Here is a 24,572-nt window from a genome sequence, read left to right as displayed (position 1 = left end):
CCTCCTAATCTCTCAGCTCTTTCCCTGTAATCTCCAGGAACACATCATTTAAAGTAGGCAGCTCTGAAAAGCATCTGCCGCAGATAAGATTTTCCTCTTCCATATAGTGAAGAAGGCCCAGAAGATGACTGCCGGTTCCCTGGAAGCGCAGAGTAAGGTCTGTATCTTCATAAACAGTGGAAAATACCTGGGGCATATGGCGGATCACTTCCAGCTGCTCAGGTGTAAGATGGATACCTTCTACATGGACTTTCTCCCCGGTCTTAATCATATTTTTCAACTCTTCCTTAGTCCCCAGGGCCAGACAACGGCCCTTATCCAGTATGGCGATCCGGCTGCAGATCTGTTCCACCTCTTCCATGTAATGAGAAGTATAAATAATGGTAGAGCCCTGACGGTTCATCTGGCAGATTCCTTCCAGGATCTTATTCCGGCTTTGAGGGTCCACTGCCACCGTAGGTTCATCTAAAATGATCAGTCTGGGCTTATGGGCAATACCGCAGGCGATATTCAGTCTCCTTAAAAGCCCTCCTGACAGCTTTTGGGGCCGTTTTTTCTCATAACCCTCCAGTCCGGTGAAAGCTATGGCCTCCTCCACCAGTTTTTTCCTTTCCCTTTTATCCGGCACATAGAGACCGCAGAAATAATCGATATTTTCATAGACTGTCAGCTCATGAAATACCGCCACATTCTGCATGACAATTCCAATCTGCCGCTTGATCTCATAGCTGTCCGGCTCCATTTCCTGGCCAAAAATCTTAATGCTTCCTTTGTCAAATTTCAAAAGAGCCAGCAGACAGTTGATCACTGTGGTTTTTCCAGAACCATTTGGCCCCAGAAGGCCAAAAATCTCTCCCTCCTCTATATCCAGATTCAGATGGTCCAGGGCTACGGTGTCTTTATATCTTTTTACCAGATTTCTGATTTCAATCATAGACATGTTCCAGTCTCCTTTCCTGTAAGGTTTCACAAAATCCTGCTGCGGACTGCTCCGCTGTCTGATCCTGAATTTATCATAACAGACTTCACGGCTCCTTCACAGTGTCTCCTGTCAGAATCCTCCATGACAAATGTCACATAGGCAGTTGGGGAAAATCATGATATACTGATAAAAACGGGAAAGGGGGATTGTATTTTGAATCGTCTTACGGATAAGGCTCTGCTTCTTCTCTATTCACTGGGCTCCTGCCTGCTGCTCCAGACAGACCCTGTATATGTATGCTTCTTTTTTCTGGCCGCAGCCCTTTCTGCCTTTTTTGAAGTCTGCCCAAAGAAGCCCTTTCCTCTTCTGGCTCTGGCCCTCTATGGCCTCATAACCCTGATTTTCCCTCAGGGAGTTTTCTTCTTTCCCCTTCTGGCCTATGACTATTTTTCTGCCGTCCTCTTTTCTTCCGGCAGACTCTGGGCTCTGATGCCTCTGGGAATCCTGTTTTTCTTACCTGCCTCTAAGTATTCTTCCTTTGTCATCTATTATCTTCTCATGGGAATCTGTCTTGGAGGGATTCTGTGGTATCGCAGTGCTTCTTATGAAAAACTTTCTCAAAATTACAAGAAGGTCCGGGATGATGGAATTGAACATAATCTGTTGTTAAAGGAAAAAAATAAGACTTTGATCGAGAAACAGAATTATGAGATCTACGCCGCCACCTTAAAAGAACGGAACCGGATTGCCAGGGAAATCCATGACCATGTAGGCCATATGCTCTCCCGGGCCATCCTGCTCACCGGAGCTATGAAAACTGTCTTCCGTGACCCTTCTGCCAAAGAACCTCTGTCTCAGTTAGAAGACACCTTAAATACTGCCATGAACAATATCCGGGAAAGCGTCCACGACCTTCACAATGAGGCTGTAAATTTAAGAGAAACTGCCGAAAATCTGGTAGCAGACTTCCATTACTGCCCGGTCTCTCTGGAATATGATATAGACAATCCGCCTCCGCCTCAGGTTCGTTACTGTTTTATCGCCATTTTAAAAGAAGGGCTTTCTAATATTTCTGCCCACAGTCAGGCAGATAAAGCCTGGGTGACTATCCGGGAGCACCCGGCCATGTATCAGCTCATCATCCGGGACAACGGCGCTGGAGGAACTTTCTCTCCCGGCAAAGGGATTGGCCTGTCCAATATGCAGGAGCGTGTGGAAGCGCTGAAGGGTACCATTCATTTTCAGGAAAATAAAGGATTTCAGATTTTTGTTACGATCCCAAATAAAAAAACGGAGAATTCTATTTTAGAATAACAGGAGATGTATTATGAGAATTTTGCTTGTAGACGATGATTTTTTAATTACCACTGCCCTGAAAACCATTTTAGAGGCAGATAAAGAGATTGAAGTCTGTGGTTCCGGAAAAAGTGGAAAAGAAGCAGTATCCCTGTATGCCTCCCTGATTCCGGACATTCTTCTTATGGATATCCGTATGGAAGAGATGGACGGTCTGGCAGCTTCAAAAGAGATCCTTTCCAGGTATCCCCAGGCCAGAATCCTGCTCCTCACCACCTTTTTAGATGACGAGTACATTATCCAGGCTTTAAAGCTGGGCGCTAAAGGCTATCTTTTAAAACAGGATTACAACAGTATCATTCCTGCTCTGAAAGCAGTATACTCTGGCCAGACAGTCTACGGAAGCGAGATCACGGCAAAACTCCCGGGACTTCTGAACAATCAAAAAAGTTTTCCCTGGGAAGATTATCACATCGGTCCCAGGGAATTAGAAGTGATCGATCTGGTTGCCCAGGGGCTGAGCAACAAAGAAATTGCTGGCAAATTATATTTAAGCGAGGGAACTGTCCGGAATTATCTCAGCGCCGTACTGGATAAACTGGAACTTCGAGACAGGACGCAGCTGGCGGTGTTTTATCTGAAGAACAAATAACAGTGCCGGCTCTTTTCCAGATAGAGCAATCGGGGTGCCGCAAAATTGCCAAATTCGGTAATTTTGCGGCACCCTGTCATTTCTGCTAATATTTAATTTTTACAATCTCGCCTGTTTTCCAGGCTTCTGTTGTGGCAAATCCAATCTGTGTAGACTTTGTTCCATCGTACACTGTAACTTCCGGTTTTCTTCCGTTCATTACGCAATCGATAAATTCTTCCATCTGATGTATATTCATGGGATTTCTGACATATAGAAATCCTTCTTTCAATCTATTGATAAACCAGTCCGAATAATAGTTAGGCACGTCTGTTCTTCTGCTTACGCTTAGTATCATAACGGCTCCTCAGCATCGATTCCATCTGCTCTTTTAATTCATCGGCAGAATGGACAGCGTTTCCCAATACATTGATTATTTTGACTGCTGTAAGAACATCGGATCTTTTGCATCTCCATAGAAATCCCCAGATTTTCTTTTACAAAATCAACTGCTTTAAGAATGGAAAGATAAGAGTCACGTTTGCAGCACCGGGGACCGCCGATTTCTCCGATGGCTCCTAAAGCGCTGGCCGTCATTTTATGAGAAAGTCCAAAATTTTCCTGTCCTAAAGGTGTAGAGCCGGTAACAATGGAAATAAACATTCCTGCACTGATTCCCGCTCCACAGGCGCCCCAGAATCCACATGCTCCCCCTGGAACAGAACTTCCCCGGCTGTTCATCTCTACCAGCGCTTTTTTCAGATCCAGTTCTCCGCCGGAATTTTTATAAGCAGTCAGAAGGGCCATGCCTACCATGATATGGTGTTCCGGTCCATGGATATGGCAAAAAGGCAGCGCCATCATTTCATTGAGGATTACAACCGGATTTTTCGACGTCTGACTCATGCAGAGTCCCACAAGGCTGTCAATCCCCTGCAGATGACATTCATTGCAGACATAATGACCATTGATACATCTTGTTTTGCTCTTTTCTTTCTTATGGCACAGCTCACATTCCATTTCTATATCTTCCTGGAGATACTCCAGGGGCGCTTTACAAATTAAACATTCTTCTTTCATACGATCTACCATTCTCCCGATTGCCGGAATCCTTTGTTTTTTTCTGATTTGATTATAGCAAAAGGGCTCTGATGCTTCAATCAGAACCCCTTTATATCTTTAAGTTATAATAAATTACCGCAGACAATAATCCGAATTGCTGCCAAAGATACGTTCCATTACCTCAACCTGCTCTTTTGGGGAAATCAGTAAAGAGGATTCAATCCCAAAACCTGTTTACATCATCGAACTTTTCTGATCTAAAACAGTCATAAGATATCTATTCATATTCTATCCTGAAATTCTCTTCGCTCATATCTTTTACCAAGTCTTTCTCTGCTATTATAATCGGCATTAATTTTCTTTTTCCAATCAACCGACAATGGTGCTGCACTCGCTCTCACGCTGGTAATCTCCTCGCTGATAACCTCGTAATTGAGAGCAGTTCCAATCTGATCACAGTGATAATTTGCAGCCATAGATTCATCAATACCAAATCTTTTCGCTTCTGCCGCCGCATCAATATTAGCTCCAAGGAAAAGAAACTCCCAGCCATAACGCTCCTTTTGACGTTTAATCATACGGCTGACCTTATCATAAGTGTAATGATGACTTGCATTTTCCATGCCGTCAGTGGTAATAATAAAAAGCGTCTTCTCCGGCACATCTTCCTTCCGGGCATATTTGTGGATATTCCCAATATGATGGATCGCCCCACCCACGGCATCTAAAAGTGCTGTACAGCCGCGGACAAAATAGTCCCTTTCAGTAAGGTTTGGCACATCTGCAATGGCAATACGGTCATGGACAACTTCCGTCTGGTTATCAAACAGCACTGTAGATACTACGGCATCCCCTGGTTCCTTACGCTGCTTTTTCAACATAGAGTTGAAACCACCAATGGTATCCATCTCCAGCCCCGACATGGAACCACTACGATCTAAGATAAATACTAATTCAGTCATTTTAAAATCCTCCTGTTTTCTTTATTGTGATTTTAGTATAAGTAAAATAGGAGGATAAATGGTCGAATGGTATGCGACATTTTTATGCGCCGATCAACGGTTGGTCAAATGCAAACAGGACTTCATTTAATTCAAACACATTGTAATTTCCATTTACAAGAAAATACTCCACGATCACATCAAATTTACTGCTATAAGAAAGAGCAAATCCAGCCCGTCCAATAAAATCCTTTGTTTCATCGATATCTAATTCCAAGGCGAAGGCAAAAGCCAGCGCCGTTGTCTTGGATGGCTTGTATTCTGGGTTGTTCCGGATTTTTGAAAATAATTTTCTATCGACATTAGCCTTTTTGTAAATCTCTGAGTCCTTTTTCCCGGTACGGTCAATCAGCTTTAGGAGCGTCTCGGAAAATCCCGCATCCAAATTATTTAGAAGAGTCCCCCAATCATCAACCTCCGTTGGAGCCGGTGCTCCAACAGACATATCAAAGTTCGCTTTTGATGTCTTGGACTTATCAATCTCCCCAAAGATTTGATTACGACCCTTCAGTCGTTCACTTCTTCTCCTTGTTTTAAGCCGAGAAGTATATACACTCTCCGTACCATACTCACCAAGTATTTTGCTACGAATGTAATTTTCATCAATATAACTGCTTACGGATTTGAACAGCTTCTCTGATAGGGCAAAGGCTTCCCTTTCAAACACAACCAGATAGATCTGCATCTCATTTTCCAAAAGGAAAGAGCTGATCTCACGGACAGCTATTTGCAAGGCCAATGGCTTAGGAAAACCATAATTACCTGTGGATATCAGAGGGAAAGCAATGGACTCACACCCATGCTCCTTTGCTAACGCCAGGGACTTCCGGTAGCATGATGACAGTATCTGTTCCTCACCATGATTACCACCATCCCATACTGGGCCGACAGTATGGATCACATATCTGGCATCTAATTCAAAACCAGGGGTGACAACAGCATCACCAAAGCCGATACAGCCAATCTTCTGTCTAGCTACAAGCAGTTCATGTCCTGCCTTTTTATGTATCCCACTGTCAACTCCAAAGCCAATGACTGGATTAGGATTTGCAGTGTTCACCACTGCATCCACCTACATATTTACAATATCATTTCGTACTATTTCAAAAGGCATATCAATACTCTATCCTTTCCGTTTCACATATTCCAGTTCAATATCATATCCTAATCCCTCAAGCATCTGCACGAAGGTCTTATTTACAACTCTATACTCACAAGCAAATTGATTCGTAATTTCGTTTCTTAATTCGTCAACTTTCCTCATTGTTGTCTCCCCAATTTAATAATTTAATAACGTTATTCTATCATATTTCGTCACCCTTTACTATCCGGAAAAAGTACAAGAAAAAAAGCCGATCAGGACTCTTACATCCCAATCGGCCTCTTTTCTTATGCTTCTTCACTTCTACACTCAATCTCCGATCCGTCCAGAAATATCACCAGCAGTGTCTCATCCTCAAATACCCTGATATGATCCAGCGTTTTCAATATGGCAAGCGACTTTTCCAGTCCGCTGGTATCGCCGCCAATCTCCACTGTAATGCCCTTGATCCGGCTCGACATGTGTCACCACCTCCTGAAAATGGACGTAGAAAAAGCCCGGATCACTCCGGGCGGAATCTTTGCATATTTTCTTTTTTCTTCGAATACAATAATCGAAGGACAAAGCCGCTGGATTTGCTAAAAGCCATTGACTTTTGAGTGGATCCGTGCTAGACTCTGTCTTAGTGATCAGGTTTCAGATACTCGTGAGGACTGAGACCGGGGGAGGACCTGCGGGCCCTCCTTTTTTTATTCTGAAAACAGGAAGAGGGGAAAGCTTTGTCAAAACCGTTTCTTACATATGACCAGCAGCTTGATAAACTGCAGAATGAAAAAAAAACTTCAAATTCATGACCGGGCAGCCGCAAAAGAAATCCTAAAAAATATCGGATATTTTTCCTTGATCGGAGGATACAAAACACCGTTCATCAACCCCATGACTCGTATTTACCAGAACAATACTTCTTTTGAGGATATCTATGCCCTGTACCGGTTTGATCTTTCCCTGCGTGAACTTGTTTTCAAATATTTGTGTGAAATAGAATGTAAAATCCGGTAGCTTGTTTCCTACCATTTTTGCAGTCTCCATGGCGAACAGCAGACCGCATACCTCACTCCTGGGAATTATAATCATACAAAAAAGAATGCTGCTGATATCACCCGCCTGATCCAGATCTTATCCTACCAGGCAAATAAAAATACGGAACATAATTATGTTGTCCACCAACGGAAGGTTTACCATAACGTTCCTCTATGGGTGCTGACCAACACCCTGACTTATGGACAGATTTCCAGATTTTACGCCTTGCTCCCCTTCCAACTGCAAAGCGGTATCAGCAAAGATTTTCCAGGCGTAAATGAAAAGAACCTGGAACGTTATCTGAAAATCCTTACCCTGTTCCGGAACGTATGCGCACATAACGAGCGGCTTTATTCTTTCCGGACCCAGATTGATTTTCCAGATACAATGCTTCATCAGAAACTGAATATACCAAAAAAAGGGAATCAGTATCTTTCCGGAAAACGGGATCTGTTCGGTCTGGTCATCGCTTTCCGTTACCTGCTCCCCAAACAGGACTTTCTGGAATTTAAACGCGAATTAATCGGCATTATCAATAAGTACATAAAAAACAGCGGGCAGATCAGTGAATCTTCCCTTTTGGATATAATGGGATTCCCTGCAAACTGGAAAGATATTACCCGATACCGCATTTAAGACGGCCTCACAAGCTAGTAAAAGCACTCAAAACCTGTATCCCCGTCCGGCCACGAAAAAAGGACTTGAAATTTGTACTCCAAGCCCTCGTCTTATTTTGGCAATTCTAATGTTAGCACAGCCGATCTGAAAAAACAGTACACCTTTAGTACACTTGTCATTAATTACGAATAATATGTACCAGACTGATAATGTGGAACATATTTAATAATATAATCATTGGGATTGATTTCTCCATCAAACCATGCACTAACAGATGCCTCTTGGCCTGGTTGCCAAGAGTTAAGTTGATCTGTGTTTCCAGTTCCTACAATTACCTGCTTCTCATCATACAAATTAATCTCTGCACTAAAATACTCAAAAGTACGATCTGTAGTATTTTTCATAGATATCTTGTAGGTCTTATACCCCCATTCGTCTTCCGTTGTTTCGATTTTGAACTGCTCAGTCATTTTTTGAATCGAATCTTTTATATCAATTTGTTCCTGTGCCGCTGATGCATCCACCAAGAGATCATCCAGAGTATCCTGATATTCTTCTTTTACAACTAAGCCATAATCATCTACAAACTTTTTCAATAATATTGTTCTATTTGCGTATGTATCTGCCCATTGTGTACTAAATGTCGTATAATCCACAGTATAGAATTTAGTTGCTTCTTGAGCCTGATTTAAGTATTCTATATATTGCTTTGCGTCCGCCTCAAGCTCACTATTATCAAACGTCTGATCTGCAAAATCTCCAACCTGTTCTAATTCAAGCTCGCAGTACTTGCTGTACAGATCTGGATCTTCCCCTATAAAACCTTGCTCTGCCTGAGCGTCTGATTCAGCCCATCGAGCCATTAATCCCTTCGAAAGGCTTCTCATAAACTGACCATCTATAGATAATTCATACTCACATTTTTCTACCATCTCTGCCGAATCTTCATAATCACCAAGTTCAGCGAAAATTTCTAACGCTTCTTGAAATTTTTCTTCTTCAAACAGTTCCTTTGCAGAATTATAATTTCTAGAATCCGTGGTCAACACATAGTAGGCAATAGCTGCAACTGCAATCACTACTACTGCAACAATAATCGCAATAACTCCTCCTTTAGATAATTTCTTTCTCTCTTTTGGTTTGTTTTCTTCGGATTTAATTTTTTCTTTATTGTTTTCTTCTTTGTTTCCCTCTGAATCGTTTTTCTCCACAGCAAGTTTTTCTACCAGTTCTTCTGTTCCTGTTACCGGACAGCCACATTGAGGACAACTGCTAGCCTTATCGCTGATTTCTCTTCCACATTCTGAACACTTAATTAGAGCCAAAATGCTCCCCCCTTTATCATTTAATATTGAAATAATTATAACCTGAAGGATTGAAAAAAACAACGAAAAACTTTTTTCACATATACAGTCATGCAGTAACACTTTCACTCTCTTCTATGTACAGGCGAGTGAAAGGATATAGCCCCGTCCGGCCACGAAAAAAGGGCCTGAAGTTTTCACTTCAAGCCCCGTCTTATTTTGGCAATTATTATCATAGCTCAGTGGATCTGAAAAAACAGTACACCTTTAGTAAACCAGTTCTGCGTAACCTACCTCTTTTATAAAGGAAATCTGAACACAACAAATACGAACCGCATTCTCGTGAATAAATCCACATTATTTGTTTTCTTCCGGTTTTCCCAGACATTGTATAAAATGTCTTTTAAAACTAGCATAGCCTCCAAATCGTTATATTAAATTGCAAATATGTATTCTACTATCGCGGTTATTCTTTGAAAGATACTGTTCTGCAGCTTCCCTGGTAGGGAAGATCCGGCTTTTGCGTAACTGGATACTGCCATTGTTGTCAAACCGAACAATATAGAAATCTGAGTTCTTACGAACTATGGTTACTTCTCGAAGAATTCGATTACTTTCAATGATGAAGGCTTTGGATCCTATTTCATATTCCATATAATCATTACGCCTCCTAAGCAAGATTAAACTCAAGGGAAAGTGTCTGTTTAATCTCTTCTCGTTTCGTATCAACGATTCCTACTGTAGCGATGATTATATCATACGAACATACGTTCTATTTGTCAATAGTTCCATTTTCCTTACGAACACTACTATATCATGCCTGCAAGAATTAATCCTTCTTTCCATATGGTGTTTTCGGTTCTGCTACCATCGACAGCGACTCCTTTCCGTCAAGATCATAAGTAATCATGTTATGTCTCGGCTCGATAAAAGATGCTGAACCGCCAATACCAAAATATTTTTCAAAAAATGTCTTTAACTTATCAATGACGCCTTGCTTCTTCTTCGCCCTGGTACCAGTGCCGCCGAAGCGTGAGATCGGGGGCAGGAGTTTATCAATGTCAGTCCCGGTTGTCTTGATCTCCCCGTCCCGGAAAGCGTTCTCCATGAACTTCCGGGTGTCCTCCGGGCGCAGCCTTTCTTCCACGATAATCTCATCAAGATCTTGTTCCCGCCGCTGTGCCACGTAGTTATTCCATTCGTCCATGACGTCATCCACCTCGTTGATCCCGGCGATAAAGTTCTCGATCAGTTGTTTCTTGCTCCGCAATTCCGGACTGGCGTCTACGGCTTTACGGATCGTGATCAGCACTTCCTTATCCTCACAGTGGGTATCGTGGTACTTTTTCACGAGCATCAGGATATAATCAATGTTAATCTCGATCTGGTGGATCAGTTCCACTTCAAAGACCACGTCATCCGTGATATCCGTGCTTTCTCTCCGTTTGTGACTCCACTCGTCTCGTAAGTCCTGATAACGCCCCAGATAATCCTGCAGATCACGCTCGGAGATCCTCTCCTTGCCTTTAAAGTCATCAAAGGATATCAGAAGGTTTCGCATGCGGAGAATAGCGCCAAACAAGGCAATAAACTCTTTCTGGTTCTGCTCCCCGGTGATTCGTGGCTCCGACAATGGAAATTTCTGATTCAGTTCTTCTATCAAATCCACGTATCCCGGCATTGGCTTACCGTCTATGGATTCGTACCCGTAATAATAATCTTTAAAACTTTGTAGGAGGACGATTCCTCCCGCATTCTTATCCCCAAAAAGGGAAATGGCGCTGTCCACACGCTTTTGCAGGTTTCGGAAGCACACGACATTCCCAAAGGTCTTAATGGAATTCAGGATACGATTGGTACGGGAAAACGCCTGAATCAACCCATGCATCTTCAGGTTTTTGTCCACCCACAGCGTGTTCATAGTCGTAGCGTCAAATCCCGTGAGGAACATGTTCACGACAATCAGCAGATCCAGTTCTTTATTCTTCATACGCAGCGACACGTCTTTATAATAATTCTGGAATTTCTCACTGGAGGTGTCATAGTTCGTATGGAACATTTCGTTATAATCCCGGATTGCCTCTTCCAAAAATTCACGGGATGGCTGGTCAAGAGCAGATGTGTCTTCCGAATTCTCCTCATCCAGAATACCATCCGCTTCCTCTTCATTTGCGCCATAGCTGAAAATAGTCGCAATCCGCAGCTTCTTGGTCGGGTCTTCCGCCATCTGTTTCTGGAACTCCCGGTAATACAACTTGGCCATCGGCACGCTCGCCACCGCAAAGATGGAATTAAAACCACTGATGCGCTGTTTCCGCTTGATTTCTTCCACTTCGTCACGCTTGGCAGATGCCACTTCCTTGATATTCACCAGTGTATTATATACGTAGGTTTTATCGCCACGGTAGGTCTTCTGGTCGAAATGCTCTAGAATATAGCTGGTCACAAGGCGGATACGCTCAGGAGCCATCATGGCCTTCTCCCGGTTAATATCCCAGACCATCTCATCCGTAATCTCTTCCTCCGCCTTCATTGTCTGGACGTAATCCACCCGGAACGGGAGTACATTCTTGTCATTGATGGCGTCCACAATAGTATAGCTGTGAAGCTGGTCTCCAAATGTCTGCGCCGTAGTAAAGAATTCCGGGTTTTTTGCCCTGCCCGAATTCACGGAAAAGATCGGTGTGCCAGTGAAGCCGAACAGATGATATTTCTTAAAATGTTTCACAATCGCCGTGTGCATGTCCCCAAACTGGCTCCGATGGCACTCGTCAAAAATGATGACCACGTGTTTCGTGTACACCTCATGAACAGGATTCTTCTTGATAAAGGTTGCCAGTTTCTGAATGGTCGTAATAATGATATGGGCTTCCACGTCTTCCAGTTGCTTTTTCAAAACCGCAGTGGAGGTGTTGCTGTTTGCCGCCCCTTTTTCAAAACGATCATATTCCTTCATGGTCTGGTAGTCCAGATCCTTACGGTCTACCACGAACAGTACTTTGTCAATATACGGGAGCCTTGAGGCAAGCCTTGCTGTCTTAAAAGAAGTCAGGGTCTTGCCGGAACCTGTGGTGTGCCAGATATAACCGCCGCCTTCCACGCTGCCATATTTTTTATAATTGTTGGCAATCTCAATCCTATTAAGAATGCGCTCCGTAGCTGTGATCTGATAAGGGCGCATGACCATCAGCATATCCTCGGACGTAAAGATACAATATTTTGTCAAGATATTTAAAATCGTGTGCTTTGCGAAAAACGTCTTCGTAAAATCGATCAAATCAGGGATCACACGATTATTGGCATCTGCCCAGAAGCAGGTAAACTCAAAACTGTTACTGCTCTTGGTCTTACTTGCGCCTTTCTTTTTATGCTCCCGCTCTGCGTTCCACCGGGTACTGTTAGAATAATATTTCGTATTTGCTCCATTGGAGATAACAAAAATCTGGATGTATTCATACAGCCCACTGCCCGACCAGAAAGACTCTCTCTGGTAGCGCTCAATCTGATTGAAAGCCTCCCGGATGGCCACGCCCCTGCGTTTCAGTTCTATATGTACTAACGGGAACCCGTTGACCAGCACTGTAACATCATACCGGTTGTCGTGCTTTGCCCCATCTTTTGTACTAACCACATACTGATTGATGACCTGCAGACGGTTATTGTGGATATTTTTCTTGTCGATCAGCGTGATGTTCTTAGTCGATCCATCGTCACGACGCAGATTCTGGATATGATCCTCCTGTATCTTCCGGGTCTTTTCCACGATGTGTTCATTCGGGTTTGCTATGGCATTGTGGAAGAAGTCCTCCCATTCTGTATCGGAAAAGATATAATGGTTCAATTCCTCCAGCTGCCTGCGGAGATTACTAACCAGATCACTCTCCGTGTGAATCGGAAGGTATTCATACCCTTGTTCACACAGCATGCGGATGAATTCCTGTTCCAGGGCGGCTTCGCTCTGGTAACTGTCAGAACGCTTCTTTACCGGCTCATATTCCGTGACAACGGTATTTTCTGACGTTTCCGCCACAATATTAAAATATGGCACAGCATTTCGCCTCCTTACTTTTTCTGTAGTTCTTCAAAGGATAATAGCTTATCCCGATAGTATTCATACTGCTTCCGGCGTGCCTCGATCTCCGCCGGAAGGCCTGCAGACAGGTCGTTGCAAAGGGTGTCAAATCGGTCGAGTATATTTACAACCCTTTGTTGTTCTTCTATAGAAGGTACAGGGATTAAAATATTTAAAATTTCGTTTTTCCGTAAATTTGTCTGATCTGCTCCGTTATCATATTTCAATAGTTGAGAATTCCGATTTAATACATAATATAGATACTTGGTATTAATAAGATCGTGTCTGCGTACTGTAAATGCGCCAATTCTTTGGTTAAGTGTAAATTTATCATCTTCATCCACCAAAAAACATTTAGCCAATGCCCGGCCATTTGGTAGATCACTCATAACCATCAAAATATCATCTTTGTATAATGGACAGATTTGCTTATTTGAATATTTTTTTATTTGTCCATCTGTAGAAATAAACTTAGCATTTACCACAATATATTTTCCATTATTGACAATATTTTTTTCGTGGCCTTTCCCATTCCTAAAATCGCTAACATAAACTAAAGGTATAGTAGCATATCCAAATACATACTGAATAAGCCTAATTGCGCTCAGTTCTGTCTGTCTGTCTGTCTGTCTGTCTGTCTGTCTGTCTGTCTGTCTGTCTGTCTGTCTGTCACGAGCATGCTTCCAGTCTCGGCAAATGTCAAGAGTAAATCACGATAATATTCATATTGTTTTTGACGTGCTTCTATTTCTGCTGGCAGACCAATGTTGAGGTCAGTACATATAGATTCAAAGTTATCGAGAACCTGCACCAGGCGCTCCTGCACATCTAAAGGTGGAACTGGAACCTTATATGCAAGCACCTTTTGGAAATCTAAAGAATCCACTGTTCCGCCTTGCTTTTTCGTTTTTGTTAGAATATCTTGGCCTTTCCCCTGAATGACATGAAATGCATAGCGTGGCAAAACATCTTTATTCACAACCAGAATTTTAATATCTTGGTTAATAGTCGTTTTAAAAGGAACATATGCAACTGGAAACGTGTGTTTTAAAATTCCAGATCGAGTCACTATAGCAATACTATTTTCAGGAAACAAAGTCATAGAGGCTTCATTTATAGCCTTTTCTGTAATATGATCCTGGGTATCCGCCAAAATAGAGACTTTCATATCTTTCGATGAGATCCAAGGAATTGTTCCACCTTCCCAAAAACTCTTTTCTGCCATAGCAGGAGTCTTTCCACCAGCCCATTTACCTAAGTCAGCAAGTGGCTTCATTGGATATTCCTTATTGTGAGTAAGTAACTTATTCCTGTAAAAATCATATTGCTTTTTCCGAGCTGTAAGCTCGGCTGTAAGCTCGGCTGTAAGCTCGGCTGTAAGTAACGTGAAAGAGTCCAGCATGCGGACTATTTCACGTTGTACCTCCAGAGGAGGCACAGGCAGAACTAACGCTCTTACAATATCAGCATTTAAATTCTGAACAGCTCCGCCAAATGATGCCTTTTTCCGCATTTCGCTTTGACAACTATTGGAATTCAATAAGTGAAACAAAAAATCAGACAGATAGTTATCCGAAAAATCACTAATAGCAAGCCATCCATCATGAATACATCCATCTATTTGCAAAATATATGGTCTGCCAAAGCTCATGGAATTTGAAAGAATAAAATCTCCTTTTTTGACAGCACGAGATTTTTTGGCACCCTCTGGAGTAATTTTTTCTGCCGAAGATGTAATATATTTATCTCCCGGCTTTACATCACCAATTTTAATCCAATTCACACCTGTAGATTCTGTTGTAATGAAATTTTTTATCGGGCGTGGTGATGCCCCTCTAACTATTGTTGCACTTTCGCCAAAAGCTCTATACTCCACACCATTGGGGCAAAGTTCCGCAATCAACTCCCCTAATCTGCTCATACTTTAGTCTCCTTGCTCAAAACGGTTTGTAATCTTTTTGAAAGTTTTTGTCTTAAATCATCATCATTCTCATAAAGTACAATGTTATCACCACTAACATCAAAGTGGACTCCTTCATTATCAAAAAAACTTCTTTTACAAGTTAGAATCAATTTAATTGGATGATTACATAACTGTAGTCCTCTGGCAATTCCAGCTTCATAATAGACACCGCCACGATTACCAGTTAAATCTGCAATCAAAGCGATAGAATCCGCTATTTCTTTAGTAATTTCTCCGATAATAGAGCCATTAAATTGTTTTTCATCAATTCTCATAACTGAATAGTTCAATGACTGAATAATAGGTTTATATACTTGTTCATATGTAGAATCGCTTTCCGCAGAAAACTTCATTGCAACAAATATTTGATTCCTTTTTGTTATCGGTGGAATGGACACTTTATCATATTTTTTCTTGTACAATTGTCGCAATAATGCTACTAAATTTTCACAGCGTTGAAAGGCATCCCCCTGTTTTTTTATGCCATCAATAAGCATCCATGCTTCCTCGTTGTTTTCATTAATTTCCTCTAAAAATGCCTCAACCTCATAAACCCATTCACTGACATTAGGCTGTTTTGGATTATCAATCAGCTTTTTTAACGCTTCTTTTTCATTCATAATTACACCTCAATTTCTGCGATAATCTTATCAATCTCATCACGAAGCACTTGCTCACGCGCCACTATTTCCTTTATTTCCGCATTCAGCTTTACTATATCAATTTTCTCTCTTGTATCCTCAGCCTCAACATATGTGGTCACAGATAAATTATAATCATTGCCGGACACTTCTTCATAACTAGACAGATGTGCAAAATGCTCTACTTCTTCACGCTTTGCAAACGCATCAACAATATGATCTATATTCTCAGGCGTCAGCTTATTATTGTTTGTAACCTTAACGCACTCTCTTGTCGCATCAATGAACAGCGTCTTGTTATCTACCTTATTTTTCTTCATTACCATGATGCAAGTAGCAATAGAAGTCCCGAAGAACAGGTTACTCGGAAGCTGAATGATACAATCCACATAGTTATTATCAACCAGATATTTACGGATTTTCTGCTCGGCTCCGCCACGGTACATAATGCCAGGAAAGCATACAATGGCAGCAGTCCCATTAGATGCAAGCCATGAAAGACTATGCATAATAAATGCCATATCTGCCTTACTCTTTGGCGCCAGAACTCCGGCAGGAGCAAAACGGGGATCATTAATCAGCAACGGATTATCGTCTCCCACCCATTTGATAGAATAAGGCGGATTTGAAACAATCAATTCAAACGGCTCGTCATCCCAATGCTGCGGACTGATCAATGTGTCCTCGCAGGCAATATTAAATTTATCAAATCCCACATCATGTAAAAACATATTAATACGGCACAGGTTATAAGTGGTAATATTGATTTCCTGTCCATAAAAGCCATTCCTTATCGCATCTCTGCCCAGAATTTTTTCTGCCTTTAGCAGCAGGGAGCCGCTCCCGCAGGCCGGATCATAAACTTTATTGATCTCTGTTTTTCCCACAGTTCCAAGCCTTGTGAGCAGTTCTGAGACGTCTGCAGGGGTGAAAAATTCCCCTCCTGATTTTCCCGCATTGGAGGCATACATCATCATAAGGTACTCATATGCATCACCAAACGCATCGATGGAATGGTCTTTCACATCACCAAGTTTCATTTCTCCCACGCCATTCAGCAATTTGACCAGTTTCTCATTCCGCTTGGCTACCGTAGAACCTAATTTATTACTATTCACATCATAATCATCGAACAGTCCAGCAAAATCGTTCTCTGCCTCGCTGCCTTTCGCGGATTCTTCAATATGGCGGAACACTCGTTCCAATGTCTCATTTAAGTTTTCATCATTCGCAGCATTGGCACGAACATTGCAGAATAATTCGCTCGGCAAAATGAAAAAGCCTTTTTCTTCCACTAATCCGTCACGTGCTTCTTCTGCATCCTCGTCAGGCATTTTTGCAAAGTCAAAATCAGAGTTTCCTGCTGCTGCCTCTCCACTGTTTATGTAATTACACAAATTTTCAGAAATATATCGATAGAACATCGTTCCAAGAACATAATTCTTAAAGTCCCATCCGTCAACTGCTCCCCTCAATTCATCCGCAATTGCCCAAATAGCACGATGCAGTTCATCACGCTCTTGTTCCTTTTTAGTATCAACCATTCTCTTTTCCTCCGTTATCTTCCGGTATAAATTCCAGAATATCGTCCACACCACAATTCAAAACACGGCAGATACTTTCCACACTTTCAAGGGAAATATACCCGCCTCGTTTCAATCGCGTGATAATATTTGCGGAAAAACCCGCTTCCTGCTGCAGCTGTGCATTCGTCATGTTTTTCTCTATCAATAAATGGAATAATTTCTTATAGCTAACTGCCATATCGCACCTCCATTTTTCTGCCAGAAAATATAAGAAAAGTATATCACGCAAAAGTGAATTTTTCAATTCAGGAATACCTTTTGAAAAAGAAATTTTCTTTCAAATAAACTGTTATTCATAACAAAACGGCATTGCACTTCCAGTTAATTAAAGAAAATGCAATGCCACTTTTTTCTGATTTTGTGAAAATATATCCTTTCGTCAAAATGTATATCACTTGTTTCCTATGTCTATCCCCCTGGGTAAATCAATTTCCCTATACCCATTCTACGGAAACAGAAACACACACCTATTTTCGCTCCAAATCGGCAGAAACCTTTGATTTACTGGGCTTTTCTCGTGAGCAGAGCGACCGTCTCGTCTTTATTCACAATATCCAGACTGTACAAATCCGGATCGCTTTTGATCTGGCGTATGATGGCCGCCCATTTCTTTCCACCTGTACAGTCCTTTGTGCTGTCAGGATTTCCCGGATCTTCAAGCCTTTGCAGCGCATCATCATCAAACTGCTGGAGCAGATCCTCCACGCTGTCATACGGGCCGAGGAGCACCCCGGCTGCATCCGCCACATCGTCTGTAAGATAGGTCAATTGCTCGAGCAGCATGATTTGTTCATCTGTAAGATACATGATCATTTCCTCCGTCAGTAAACCGTAACCTTGCCGGAAGCCGAAATTGCACATTCTGCCTCAGCCGTAAATATGTCCGCTCTCAGCTTGTCCTCATATCCGGTTGCATCGATCAACTCCCACTGAGCTGCATCTGTCAGTCTCAGACAGATCTGTGCCGCCACACCCTGGCACTGGCTTTCCATCCACTGCGCACACTCTTCTGTAAAATCCCGGAGCTGCGCCTCCGTACACACGCTTTCAGAAATGAAGATGTACGTGACTGCCGATGCAGTCTGCAGTACATTTTCCTCCGTTACACTTTGTCCGTCTGTACCCTGTCCTAAGTTCCGGATATCGCTGAATACTTTGATCCCGCTCTCCGGGAAAGACTGTACGGCAAATTCTCTTACCCTGCTCTCATACAGAGGTCTGACTCCGATATTGCCGTAATCATCTTCGTAATGATATTCTCCGTCCTCATATGTCCGATATACGGTCACCACATCTGACGGTGTCCCCGACGCCGGATATGCCTCCAGGTGCTCCTTCTCCAGAGTCCCTGCTTCTGCATAAGACAGGTAGCAGAATTCCTCCTGATATTTACTCTCCAGATACGAAAGCATCGCCTCGATCGACGTGACCGCGTTCTTCTGGGTATCGGTAAGTTTATCATAATCAGCCGGCAGTCCCATCTCTTCCAACAGTTCTCTCTGCCTCTGTGTCAGTTCTGTGCTCACCTTTTCATCCTCCCTGTCCATTCCTGTTCCCGCTCCTGTGCATCCGGCTGCTGACCACAAACAGACTGATGCGAGGAATACAGCAAAAGTTCTCTTCCAAAAGGTTTTCTTTCTTATCCCCACTCTCATTCTCCTCCCCGGTAGAATCCTGCGGTACGTTCATCCGCCGCAGTGAATTCTATCTCTGCGCTGTCGAGGCGTTCCGCCGTCACAGCCGCCAGGGCGCCAAGTGCATTTCCCACACTTTTAAGCTCGGCGGCCATTGCTTCTAACTCCTTTACGAAAGCACCTTCCCCCTGCTCAAATTCCAGACGGTACGACCTGGAGCTTATCTTGGATGCAAGTTCCCGCATCCTCTCCGCCTGTATCTTCAGCATTGCCCTCTGTACTATGATTGTCATCTCTGATATCACTGTATTTCACCTCATTTCCGCCTGCCGGGAATTTACAAAAAGCCTGCAAGAGTGCTCATGATATCCCCGAACGATATGTCCGGGTATGTAAAGTTATCCGCATCCTCAATGTCCTGGATCTCCCTGCCGACAGTCTCAGAAATGTCCGGAAGCACTGCATCCAGCGCTCTCTTTATCTCTGACACCTGTCCTGAAAGCCGTGCAAGTTCCGTGCAGACCAACACGTCGTTGATCCCGATATCTGCCGTGTCAGACAGGATCTTGTTATATTCCCGGATACACTCATCCAGGAACTCGATGTAACGCTCTGTCTTATTCAATGCTGCGGACAGTTCCCCGTCCGCACATACAAGTTCTCTGCTCATTGCTGTGCCTCCCGCGCCGCGCGCTCCTGTTCTTCCCTGGCAGTATCGATCATGCTGTTGATCGAGTCTATGGATCTCTCGAGTGATGATATCCTGTTCTCGCAGTTCTGTATCTTCAGTCTGTACTCCGCAAGCTTCAGCCGTATCATCACATCCAGTCCGGTAAATGCCGCCCCTACGATCTTTGCCCCGAATCCGTTCAGAGTTCTCTGTGAGCCCTCCAGATAGAGCTGTGCTGTACGGCACCTTGAAGTTATGGATGAAAGTTCTGATGTACGGTTCAGTTTTACTGTATTTACATTGTGGAAATTACTCTGAGCCGTATCTACAGCTCCATCAAACCTGCGCAGCGACTCATACGCCCTTTCGTATTCCTGTATCTTCCGTTCCTGCTTCGCGATCTCCTGTTCGCAGGCCGCGCGGCGCCTGATAAGGTCATTTACAATATCCATCTTCTTCTCCTTCCGCTCTCCAGACTACAGTTCCTCAGATAGTCCGGGATGTTCCGGACACTGCTCGCACGCTATAGATACCTTACGATCCGCCCGGTATGTCTGTAATATTCAACCGTGACGCTGCTGCTTCCCGACAGTCTGGTGTAGTCGTCTCCCGATATCTCCAACCGGACACGTTCTCCCCGGCTGTCCGTTCCTGTCAGGTAGTAGTGGAGCGAAAAGATACCTGTATGCGCCTGGGATCTGCTGACCTGTATATCCGTCAATTGCGCCGTCTCCGGTCCGGACACAAGATCCAGAGCCGTGCTCCTCGTAAACAGTACGCCGATCACCACACATGCGGCTATGACAAGGATCCGGGCTGCTTTCACGGAAGCCTGGAACCGCCCTCTGGACTGTATGATCCGCACGATCACATAGATGCATACAGTCCAGATGGCAACTATGTCGCAGATCTCATCGATCATTACAAGAGGGCCTGTCTTCGGCATGAGCAGTCCCGCCGCGACCACGGCAAGTACAAAAATGCATAAAATAATCTCATAAGTCTGTATTTTTCTTTTCACCAACTTGTTATCCATTTGAAACTAGTCCTCTCATCTCTTGATCCACTTGTACTCTCCATTAATCTCCTGATAGGGTTTTCCGTTTATGGATCTATAAAAACAATATCGCCTTTTAGTACATTCTTCAGTTTTTCTATGGAATCACATATATCTTTCTCAGTAAGATCATTGCTGTAATCAGTCAGTTTCTTCAAAGCAATATAAGCGTCATCGTCTTTCGTTATCCTAACATTAAAACAGTTAAATTCTCCTTCAAATTGAATCATATATGGTTTCGGTATATACTGGAATTTCAACAAAAACCATCCATGATGCTCCCAAGCGTGCTTTTCCTCCTCCAGCAATATTTCGTCTCCAAACTGCCGGTGCATTTCTTTCTTTACACAGGACATTGCCGTATGCCCTGACATATATCTGCCTGACCGCATGCCATAAATCACCTTCTTTTATAAACTTTCGGTATCACAGAAATATTTTATCTCTCGTCATCAAACCGAAAAGAAAACCGCCTGTTTCTTCCGCACGTTCACGGACATATCCGTTCAGGATTGATTACTTATAATGGACCAGATCGTACGGGTAATAGGGCACATGTTCCATGCCTGTATCGTCTATATTCAATATTTTTGCCACAGCCCCGGCTTCAAAACTCCAATACCCATAATATATCTTCTGGCTGCTCTTATGCGCTTCGTAACATCCGCAGTCTTCCCTGTACCAGCAAGACAAGTATTCCTGTAGAGATTCTCTTCTATTATGAGTCAGTACCACCTTCTGCAGCAAAGAAAAATCTTTCGGAAAGATCAGATCAACGTCTTTATTATCCATTCCACTCCCTGTCCATGAGTTCAACAGAAAACCCAAAAGCCAATCGTCAATGTTTGCAGCATCCAGCATAGCTTTCGTCTCTTTTGCCAATACGATATCTTCCTCAAACAAAACTCCCAGTGAGATCATTTTCAGGTTTTTATTATAATTATCCAGTTCCCCTACTTCTCCCCAGCTTTTCAATAATTCTGCATATTCACCTTCCAAAGCCGAAAGTTCGTCCCCTCTGGAATATCTGGCTGTTAATATTCCCAGCTTTAAATCATGTATTTTTGTTTTTACTGCCAGTTGCCTCTCCGGTTTTACTTCACCATTTGCCAGCTTATCTGAGAATCTGGTTATCCTCGCCTGCTCCTCTTGCAAAAATTCATTAAAATATTCTCGATCTTTTATCTGATCTCTCATTTGCAGTCCTCTGTTCCATTCTGAAAAACTTCGGCAGCTTTGACCCTTATGGGCATCAGAAGCATCGTCTCAACAAATTCTTTTTCTCAACTGTCCTCTCCTGACAAAAGCAAGAATAAGCGCGATTACCTGAAATGCTATAGCAAATACAAGTAAAATACAACTAAGTGTCAGGTTCTCCTCTGAAATGATAGAAAACGGTGTCATAACCGCAGAATCACCTGTAAGGCTTCCGCTTGCAAGCATCCACACCCCGATCTCTACTATTGCAGTTATTATTGTAAAAAAAGCAGTGAGAACACATTCTGCTGCTGCAAGAACCTTTCCTGATTTCTTCAGCCGTTCCGAGCGGGACAGATTTTCCGCAGATACTTTATGGCTCAATTTGATCCTGACATTTGCATTGATGTCAACACAAAGGATAATAATTATTTCTACTAGTGTGAATATACCAAACAATCCCACATAAGGATTCACAAATGAACACACTACTGACAGTATTAATGGAATAAGAATATACATGAACACACCTTCCGCTTTATCTGCTCCCTATCTGACTCCTGAGATACTTAATACAATGTTCCGCATCCCCCTGTATAAATCCAGTCTTTTTTACCGGCAGGATAAGATTCCCCCGCAAACATATCACTATCATATCAGGGGTTTCCAACACTTTTTTAATATCCGACAGGGATAAACATTTTTCTTTGTCCTCTATTCTGTAAAGAATATCCTGACCTATTTCGATATGCATCAGAGGTACCGTATTCCTGTAATTTACCTGATATCTTTCTTTTTCTACTTTAATTGCCCTGCTGACCTTGAATCTTATGAGCAGCAGGAGCAGGACCGGCAGAAGTTCCAGAAACAGATAAACAAGATTTCTCCGTATGATCAACATCAAGGAAAAATACAGGAAAACCAGCGCTGTTAAGATATGCGATACTATCAGGTTTTCTCTCCACCACCGTTTCAGATATTCCGGAATACATTCTTCTGTGTATTGAAATTCACTTACAAAAAAGTTATCCATTTCTGATTTTCCCCTCTCTTAATACGCCTGTAGCCCCTGCTAATCTCCTGATAAACTTTCTGTTTATGGAGAACTTTCTGCTTATGGATCTATAAAAAGCTACGGCAAAATGTCGATATCATATCTGATATTTCATGTTTCCGGCAAATGTTCTGCAAAAACATATTTTTTTATTCAAATATAATCTGAACTGTATTTTCACTCATACTTTCCTGCACTTCCCGAATGATTTCTTCTATTTGTTCTTTACTGAGTTTCTCATTCTCATGCGGTGGCTCCCATGTTTTCATAGTGTCTGTATATACTACAAATTTTCTCCCTACAAGCATTTCTCCTTCCGCTTTTATGATATAACCATTTTCCAAATCAAATTTAACATAGTTCATACTACCTGTAATTTTCATTTTCTCACCTCTCAAAAATAACATGCTCTATACCTGTTTTCGGGTCAATTGTTGTTATCTTTGTAACATTAGGATTATTCTTAAGACGTGGCAGCTCAATATTTTCCCATATATTGCCCGGTCTTAATTCTGAACCAATGACCGCTCTTATTTCTCCTGATACCTGTTCGGCATATGCTCCAGATGCCAAGTCCCAGGCTTCCATTGTACTTGGATTATTAAAATCCCATTCCGGCATAACAATTTTTTGTTTTTCAATTGTAGATTCTAATGTAACTCCACCTCTACTTTTAGCGATATTTGCTGCATTCTCAGCTCCACCTATTCCGTCTGTTCTTCCAGACCAGAAAAAAGCCGTATCAGGTTCAGTTTTTAACTTAGGACGTATTGCATCAATATCCAGCAGTGACGAACTGCTGATTTCATCTATACTATTTTTTGATGTAATAAAACTATCGTACGCGGTAGCCTCATTTGCCCTCAATTTAACCACGGCATCCGTATCCACCTTACTGATAGCGATATGTTCATCGAGTTTAATATCCGCTAATTTCCACGCGTCTATATCCGCCTGTGTCAGTCCAGGATGATCTATATGTACTCCCTTTTCCAACTCATCCCAATACTGATTATACCGCTTTGCATCAGCAAAATTCCTCCTGATAGGTTGCGTCTGCTTCCAACAGCGGAGTGATCGTCTTTTCCCTCAGTGTTTCCACAGCTGCCTTGAACAGTTCTTTAAATTCTACGCCATCCATCATACCCTCCCGCAATCGTGTTGTACTTTGAGTTTTTTCAGCGGTGCGCCCGTAACCTTAAAAATCAGTTCGTCAACGCAGTCCGCATATCTGCCTTGCGCAAGGAGCTGATTTTTCAGTTCCACAAGGCTATGTAGCAGGATTGTCCTTTCGTGGCTATCCAGATAAATGTGGAATTTCTGTTCTCTCATACAAGCCACCTCCGTTTCTTCACTTTCATTATATGTAGGAACGGAGAGCAGCTCAAATGTGCAAAAATGTATAACTATTTCCGAGATAGCGTCAGATCATACGAAAATATTCCAATGCCTCTTTTATAGCTTTTTCTTTTTCTGGCGGGCATTTCGGCTGTCTGGAGTTTTCTGATTTCGGTAGGTTATAATTTACCCTCTCAATAATACCGCATTTCTGCTTTACCTGTGCGATATATAAATTACTGACCTTTAATCCCGTATGCTCCAGTACATACTTCTTGATTTCCTCATAAGTGGCTTTGCTCTCCGCAGCCGTCAAATCAAGCTCGTCCATTTTCACTTCTACCTCGATATGTTGGTCTGAATGAAGTTTGGACAATAAACATACCGTCTCAACATGGCACGAG

The 24,572-nt window shown here is 42.6% G+C and carries 28 protein-coding genes and 3 pseudogenes; 3 read left to right on the top strand and 28 right to left on the bottom strand.

Going from position 1 to position 24,572, the window contains the following annotated elements; all coding sequences use genetic code 11:
* Positions 1–4 precede the first annotated feature (4 nt).
* On the bottom strand, positions 5–934 hold the full coding sequence (locus B5G00_RS00820) for an ABC transporter ATP-binding protein (RefSeq protein ID WP_087267638.1): 930 nt from the start codon (positions 932–934) through the stop codon (positions 5–7).
* A gap of 201 nt (positions 935–1,135) precedes the next feature.
* Between B5G00_RS00820 and B5G00_RS00815 the strand changes: the two genes are divergently transcribed.
* Together B5G00_RS00815 and B5G00_RS00810 are read left to right on the top strand one after the other, a co-directional pair.
* Positions 1,136–2,236 (top strand): sensor histidine kinase, encoded by a 1,101-nt coding sequence (locus tag B5G00_RS00815; RefSeq protein ID WP_087267039.1) that lies wholly within the window; start codon positions 1,136–1,138, stop codon positions 2,234–2,236.
* A 13-nt stretch (positions 2,237–2,249) separates the two neighbouring features.
* Positions 2,250–2,870, top strand: coding sequence for a response regulator (locus B5G00_RS00810; protein WP_087267036.1), 621 nt, complete (start codon positions 2,250–2,252; stop codon positions 2,868–2,870).
* Positions 2,871–3,066: 196 nt separating this feature from the next.
* Here the strand turns inward: B5G00_RS00810 and B5G00_RS19725 are convergent.
* From B5G00_RS19725 to B5G00_RS18830, 6 genes and pseudogenes are all read right to left on the bottom strand, one after another.
* Positions 3,067–3,207: pseudogene (locus tag B5G00_RS19725) on the bottom strand (DUF1848 family protein); the annotation flags it as partial.
* 38 nt (positions 3,208–3,245) lie between these two features.
* Positions 3,246–3,929, bottom strand: coding sequence for a DUF5714 domain-containing protein (locus B5G00_RS00800; RefSeq protein ID WP_087267031.1), 684 nt, complete (start codon positions 3,927–3,929; stop codon positions 3,246–3,248).
* A 263-nt stretch (positions 3,930–4,192) separates the two neighbouring features.
* Positions 4,193–4,873 carry a vWA domain-containing protein gene (locus B5G00_RS00795; RefSeq protein WP_087267028.1) on the bottom strand — a complete coding sequence of 227 codons (681 nt, stop codon included), beginning with the start codon at positions 4,871–4,873 and terminating at the stop codon, positions 4,193–4,195.
* Positions 4,874–4,955: 82 nt separating this feature from the next.
* Complete coding sequence (locus tag B5G00_RS00790) at positions 4,956–5,972, bottom strand: macro domain-containing protein (RefSeq protein ID WP_330396286.1); 1,017 nt, start codon at positions 5,970–5,972, stop codon at positions 4,956–4,958.
* A gap of 63 nt (positions 5,973–6,035) precedes the next feature.
* Complete coding sequence (locus B5G00_RS19190) at positions 6,036–6,176, bottom strand: hypothetical protein (RefSeq protein WP_242971242.1); 141 nt, start codon at positions 6,174–6,176, stop codon at positions 6,036–6,038.
* A 125-nt stretch (positions 6,177–6,301) separates the two neighbouring features.
* Positions 6,302–6,475 carry a hypothetical protein gene (locus tag B5G00_RS18830; protein WP_158229560.1) on the bottom strand — a complete coding sequence of 58 codons (174 nt, stop codon included), beginning with the start codon at positions 6,473–6,475 and terminating at the stop codon, positions 6,302–6,304.
* A gap of 280 nt (positions 6,476–6,755) precedes the next feature.
* Between B5G00_RS18830 and B5G00_RS00785 the strand changes: the two are divergent.
* Positions 6,756–7,670: pseudogene (locus B5G00_RS00785) on the top strand (Abi family protein).
* A gap of 164 nt (positions 7,671–7,834) precedes the next feature.
* Here the strand turns inward: B5G00_RS00785 and B5G00_RS19080 are convergent.
* The 21 genes and pseudogenes from B5G00_RS19080 to B5G00_RS00675 form a co-directional block, all read right to left on the bottom strand.
* On the bottom strand, positions 7,835–8,977 hold the full coding sequence (locus B5G00_RS19080) for an FxLYD domain-containing protein (RefSeq protein WP_206423764.1): 1,143 nt from the start codon (positions 8,975–8,977) through the stop codon (positions 7,835–7,837).
* A gap of 808 nt (positions 8,978–9,785) precedes the next feature.
* Positions 9,786–13,004 (bottom strand): type I restriction endonuclease subunit R, encoded by a 3,219-nt coding sequence (locus tag B5G00_RS00770; RefSeq protein WP_087267016.1) that lies wholly within the window; start codon positions 13,002–13,004, stop codon positions 9,786–9,788.
* 14 nt (positions 13,005–13,018) lie between these two features.
* The gene (locus B5G00_RS00765) at positions 13,019–13,591 is read right to left on the bottom strand and encodes a restriction endonuclease subunit S (protein WP_275532355.1); all 573 of its coding nucleotides are present in this window, start codon (positions 13,589–13,591) and stop codon (positions 13,019–13,021) included.
* A 41-nt stretch (positions 13,592–13,632) separates the two neighbouring features.
* On the bottom strand, positions 13,633–14,949 hold the full coding sequence (locus B5G00_RS00760) for a restriction endonuclease subunit S (RefSeq protein ID WP_087267010.1): 1,317 nt from the start codon (positions 14,947–14,949) through the stop codon (positions 13,633–13,635).
* On the bottom strand, positions 14,946–15,611 hold the full coding sequence (locus tag B5G00_RS00755; protein ID WP_087267007.1) for a hypothetical protein: 666 nt from the start codon (positions 15,609–15,611) through the stop codon (positions 14,946–14,948). Before B5G00_RS00755 ends, B5G00_RS00760 begins: the two co-directional genes overlap by 4 nt.
* A gap of 2 nt (positions 15,612–15,613) precedes the next feature.
* Complete coding sequence (locus B5G00_RS00750; protein ID WP_087267004.1) at positions 15,614–17,176, bottom strand: type I restriction-modification system subunit M; 1,563 nt, start codon at positions 17,174–17,176, stop codon at positions 15,614–15,616.
* Positions 17,169–17,396 (bottom strand): helix-turn-helix domain-containing protein, encoded by a 228-nt coding sequence (locus tag B5G00_RS00745; RefSeq protein WP_022150879.1) that lies wholly within the window; start codon positions 17,394–17,396, stop codon positions 17,169–17,171. The genes B5G00_RS00750 and B5G00_RS00745 overlap by 8 nt, the downstream gene beginning before the upstream one ends.
* Before the next feature lie 323 nt (positions 17,397–17,719).
* Positions 17,720–18,025, bottom strand: a complete 306-nt coding sequence (locus B5G00_RS00740) for a hypothetical protein (protein WP_087267001.1) — start codon at positions 18,023–18,025, stop codon at positions 17,720–17,722.
* Between the two features lie 14 nt (positions 18,026–18,039).
* Positions 18,040–18,765 (bottom strand): hypothetical protein, encoded by a 726-nt coding sequence (locus B5G00_RS00735; RefSeq protein ID WP_140403100.1) that lies wholly within the window; start codon positions 18,763–18,765, stop codon positions 18,040–18,042.
* Positions 18,766–18,869: 104 nt separating this feature from the next.
* Complete coding sequence (locus B5G00_RS00730; protein WP_140403099.1) at positions 18,870–19,145, bottom strand: hypothetical protein; 276 nt, start codon at positions 19,143–19,145, stop codon at positions 18,870–18,872.
* Between the two features lie 44 nt (positions 19,146–19,189).
* Entirely contained in the window at positions 19,190–19,522 is a 333-nt protein-coding gene (locus tag B5G00_RS00725; protein WP_087266993.1) for a hypothetical protein, read from the bottom strand.
* Positions 19,519–19,974, bottom strand: coding sequence for a hypothetical protein (locus B5G00_RS00720; protein ID WP_087266990.1), 456 nt, complete (start codon positions 19,972–19,974; stop codon positions 19,519–19,521). Before B5G00_RS00720 ends, B5G00_RS00725 begins: the two co-directional genes overlap by 4 nt.
* Before the next feature lie 71 nt (positions 19,975–20,045).
* Positions 20,046–20,558 carry a hypothetical protein gene (locus B5G00_RS00715; RefSeq protein WP_087266988.1) on the bottom strand — a complete coding sequence of 171 codons (513 nt, stop codon included), beginning with the start codon at positions 20,556–20,558 and terminating at the stop codon, positions 20,046–20,048.
* 68 nt (positions 20,559–20,626) lie between these two features.
* A complete protein-coding gene (locus B5G00_RS00710) occupies positions 20,627–20,971 on the bottom strand; it encodes a hypothetical protein (RefSeq protein WP_087266985.1) in 345 nt (114 codons plus the stop codon).
* Positions 20,972–21,095: 124 nt separating this feature from the next.
* On the bottom strand, positions 21,096–21,776 hold the full coding sequence (locus B5G00_RS00705) for a PoNi-like cognate immunity protein (protein WP_087266982.1): 681 nt from the start codon (positions 21,774–21,776) through the stop codon (positions 21,096–21,098).
* 69 nt (positions 21,777–21,845) lie between these two features.
* Positions 21,846–22,298 carry a hypothetical protein gene (locus tag B5G00_RS00700; RefSeq protein WP_087266979.1) on the bottom strand — a complete coding sequence of 151 codons (453 nt, stop codon included), beginning with the start codon at positions 22,296–22,298 and terminating at the stop codon, positions 21,846–21,848.
* 16 nt (positions 22,299–22,314) lie between these two features.
* The gene (locus B5G00_RS00695) at positions 22,315–22,809 is read right to left on the bottom strand and encodes a YcxB family protein (protein ID WP_087266975.1); all 495 of its coding nucleotides are present in this window, start codon (positions 22,807–22,809) and stop codon (positions 22,315–22,317) included.
* A gap of 170 nt (positions 22,810–22,979) precedes the next feature.
* Complete coding sequence (locus B5G00_RS00690) at positions 22,980–23,213, bottom strand: Imm74 family immunity protein (RefSeq protein WP_087266970.1); 234 nt, start codon at positions 23,211–23,213, stop codon at positions 22,980–22,982.
* Between the two features lie 4 nt (positions 23,214–23,217).
* Entirely contained in the window at positions 23,218–23,826 is a 609-nt protein-coding gene (locus B5G00_RS00685) for a hypothetical protein (protein ID WP_227709045.1), read from the bottom strand.
* Positions 23,827–23,970: 144 nt separating this feature from the next.
* The gene (locus tag B5G00_RS00680; protein WP_087266967.1) at positions 23,971–24,162 is read right to left on the bottom strand and encodes a hypothetical protein; all 192 of its coding nucleotides are present in this window, start codon (positions 24,160–24,162) and stop codon (positions 23,971–23,973) included.
* A 91-nt stretch (positions 24,163–24,253) separates the two neighbouring features.
* Positions 24,254–24,565: pseudogene (locus B5G00_RS00675) on the bottom strand (hypothetical protein); the annotation flags it as partial.
* Between the last annotated feature and the right edge of the window lie 7 nt (positions 24,566–24,572).

The sequence above is a fragment of the Blautia sp. An46 genome (assembly GCF_002161645.1).
Taxonomy (GTDB): Bacteria; Bacillota; Clostridia; order Lachnospirales; family Lachnospiraceae; genus Blautia; species Blautia ornithocaccae.
Note: the sequence above shows the minus strand (reverse complement) of the source record. Positions and strands in the feature narration are given on the sequence as shown.

What these genes read in the sequence shown, in the direction of transcription:
- B5G00_RS00725 (WP_087266993.1), bottom strand. Translation starts at nt 19,522, where the DNA reads ATGAGCAGAGAACTTGTATGTGCGGACGGGGAACTGTCCGCAGCATTG.
- B5G00_RS00715 (WP_087266988.1), bottom strand. Translation starts at nt 20,558, where the DNA reads ATGGATAACAAGTTGGTGAAAAGAAAAATACAGACTTATGAGATTATT.
- B5G00_RS19190 (WP_242971242.1), bottom strand. Translation starts at nt 6,176, where the DNA reads ATGAGGAAAGTTGACGAATTAAGAAACGAAATTACGAATCAATTTGCT.
- B5G00_RS00750 (WP_087267004.1), bottom strand. Translation starts at nt 17,176, where the DNA reads ATGGTTGATACTAAAAAGGAACAAGAGCGTGATGAACTGCATCGTGCT.
- B5G00_RS00735 (WP_140403100.1), bottom strand. Translation starts at nt 18,765, where the DNA reads ATGGACAGGGAGGATGAAAAGGTGAGCACAGAACTGACACAGAGGCAG.
- B5G00_RS00760 (WP_087267010.1), bottom strand. Translation starts at nt 14,949, where the DNA reads ATGAGCAGATTAGGGGAGTTGATTGCGGAACTTTGCCCCAATGGTGTG.
- B5G00_RS00720 (WP_087266990.1), bottom strand. Translation starts at nt 19,974, where the DNA reads ATGGATATTGTAAATGACCTTATCAGGCGCCGCGCGGCCTGCGAACAG.
- B5G00_RS00755 (WP_087267007.1), bottom strand. Translation starts at nt 15,611, where the DNA reads ATGAATGAAAAAGAAGCGTTAAAAAAGCTGATTGATAATCCAAAACAG.
- B5G00_RS00710 (WP_087266985.1), bottom strand. Translation starts at nt 20,971, where the DNA reads ATGCGGTCAGGCAGATATATGTCAGGGCATACGGCAATGTCCTGTGTA.
- B5G00_RS00680 (WP_087266967.1), bottom strand. Translation starts at nt 24,162, where the DNA reads ATGAGAGAACAGAAATTCCACATTTATCTGGATAGCCACGAAAGGACA.
- B5G00_RS00800 (WP_087267031.1), bottom strand. Translation starts at nt 3,929, where the DNA reads ATGAAAGAAGAATGTTTAATTTGTAAAGCGCCCCTGGAGTATCTCCAG.
- B5G00_RS00820 (WP_087267638.1), bottom strand. Translation starts at nt 934, where the DNA reads ATGATTGAAATCAGAAATCTGGTAAAAAGATATAAAGACACCGTAGCC.
- B5G00_RS00740 (WP_087267001.1), bottom strand. Translation starts at nt 18,025, where the DNA reads ATGTATCTTACAGATGAACAAATCATGCTGCTCGAGCAATTGACCTAT.
- B5G00_RS00795 (WP_087267028.1), bottom strand. Translation starts at nt 4,873, where the DNA reads ATGACTGAATTAGTATTTATCTTAGATCGTAGTGGTTCCATGTCGGGG.
- B5G00_RS00695 (WP_087266975.1), bottom strand. Translation starts at nt 22,809, where the DNA reads ATGGATAACTTTTTTGTAAGTGAATTTCAATACACAGAAGAATGTATT.
- B5G00_RS18830 (WP_158229560.1), bottom strand. Translation starts at nt 6,475, where the DNA reads ATGTCGAGCCGGATCAAGGGCATTACAGTGGAGATTGGCGGCGATACC.
- B5G00_RS00810 (WP_087267036.1), top strand. Translation starts at nt 2,250, where the DNA reads ATGAGAATTTTGCTTGTAGACGATGATTTTTTAATTACCACTGCCCTG.
- B5G00_RS00730 (WP_140403099.1), bottom strand. Translation starts at nt 19,145, where the DNA reads ATGACAATCATAGTACAGAGGGCAATGCTGAAGATACAGGCGGAGAGG.
- B5G00_RS00745 (WP_022150879.1), bottom strand. Translation starts at nt 17,396, where the DNA reads ATGGCAGTTAGCTATAAGAAATTATTCCATTTATTGATAGAGAAAAAC.
- B5G00_RS00690 (WP_087266970.1), bottom strand. Translation starts at nt 23,213, where the DNA reads ATGAAAATTACAGGTAGTATGAACTATGTTAAATTTGATTTGGAAAAT.
- B5G00_RS00705 (WP_087266982.1), bottom strand. Translation starts at nt 21,776, where the DNA reads ATGAGAGATCAGATAAAAGATCGAGAATATTTTAATGAATTTTTGCAA.
- B5G00_RS00700 (WP_087266979.1), bottom strand. Translation starts at nt 22,298, where the DNA reads ATGTATATTCTTATTCCATTAATACTGTCAGTAGTGTGTTCATTTGTG.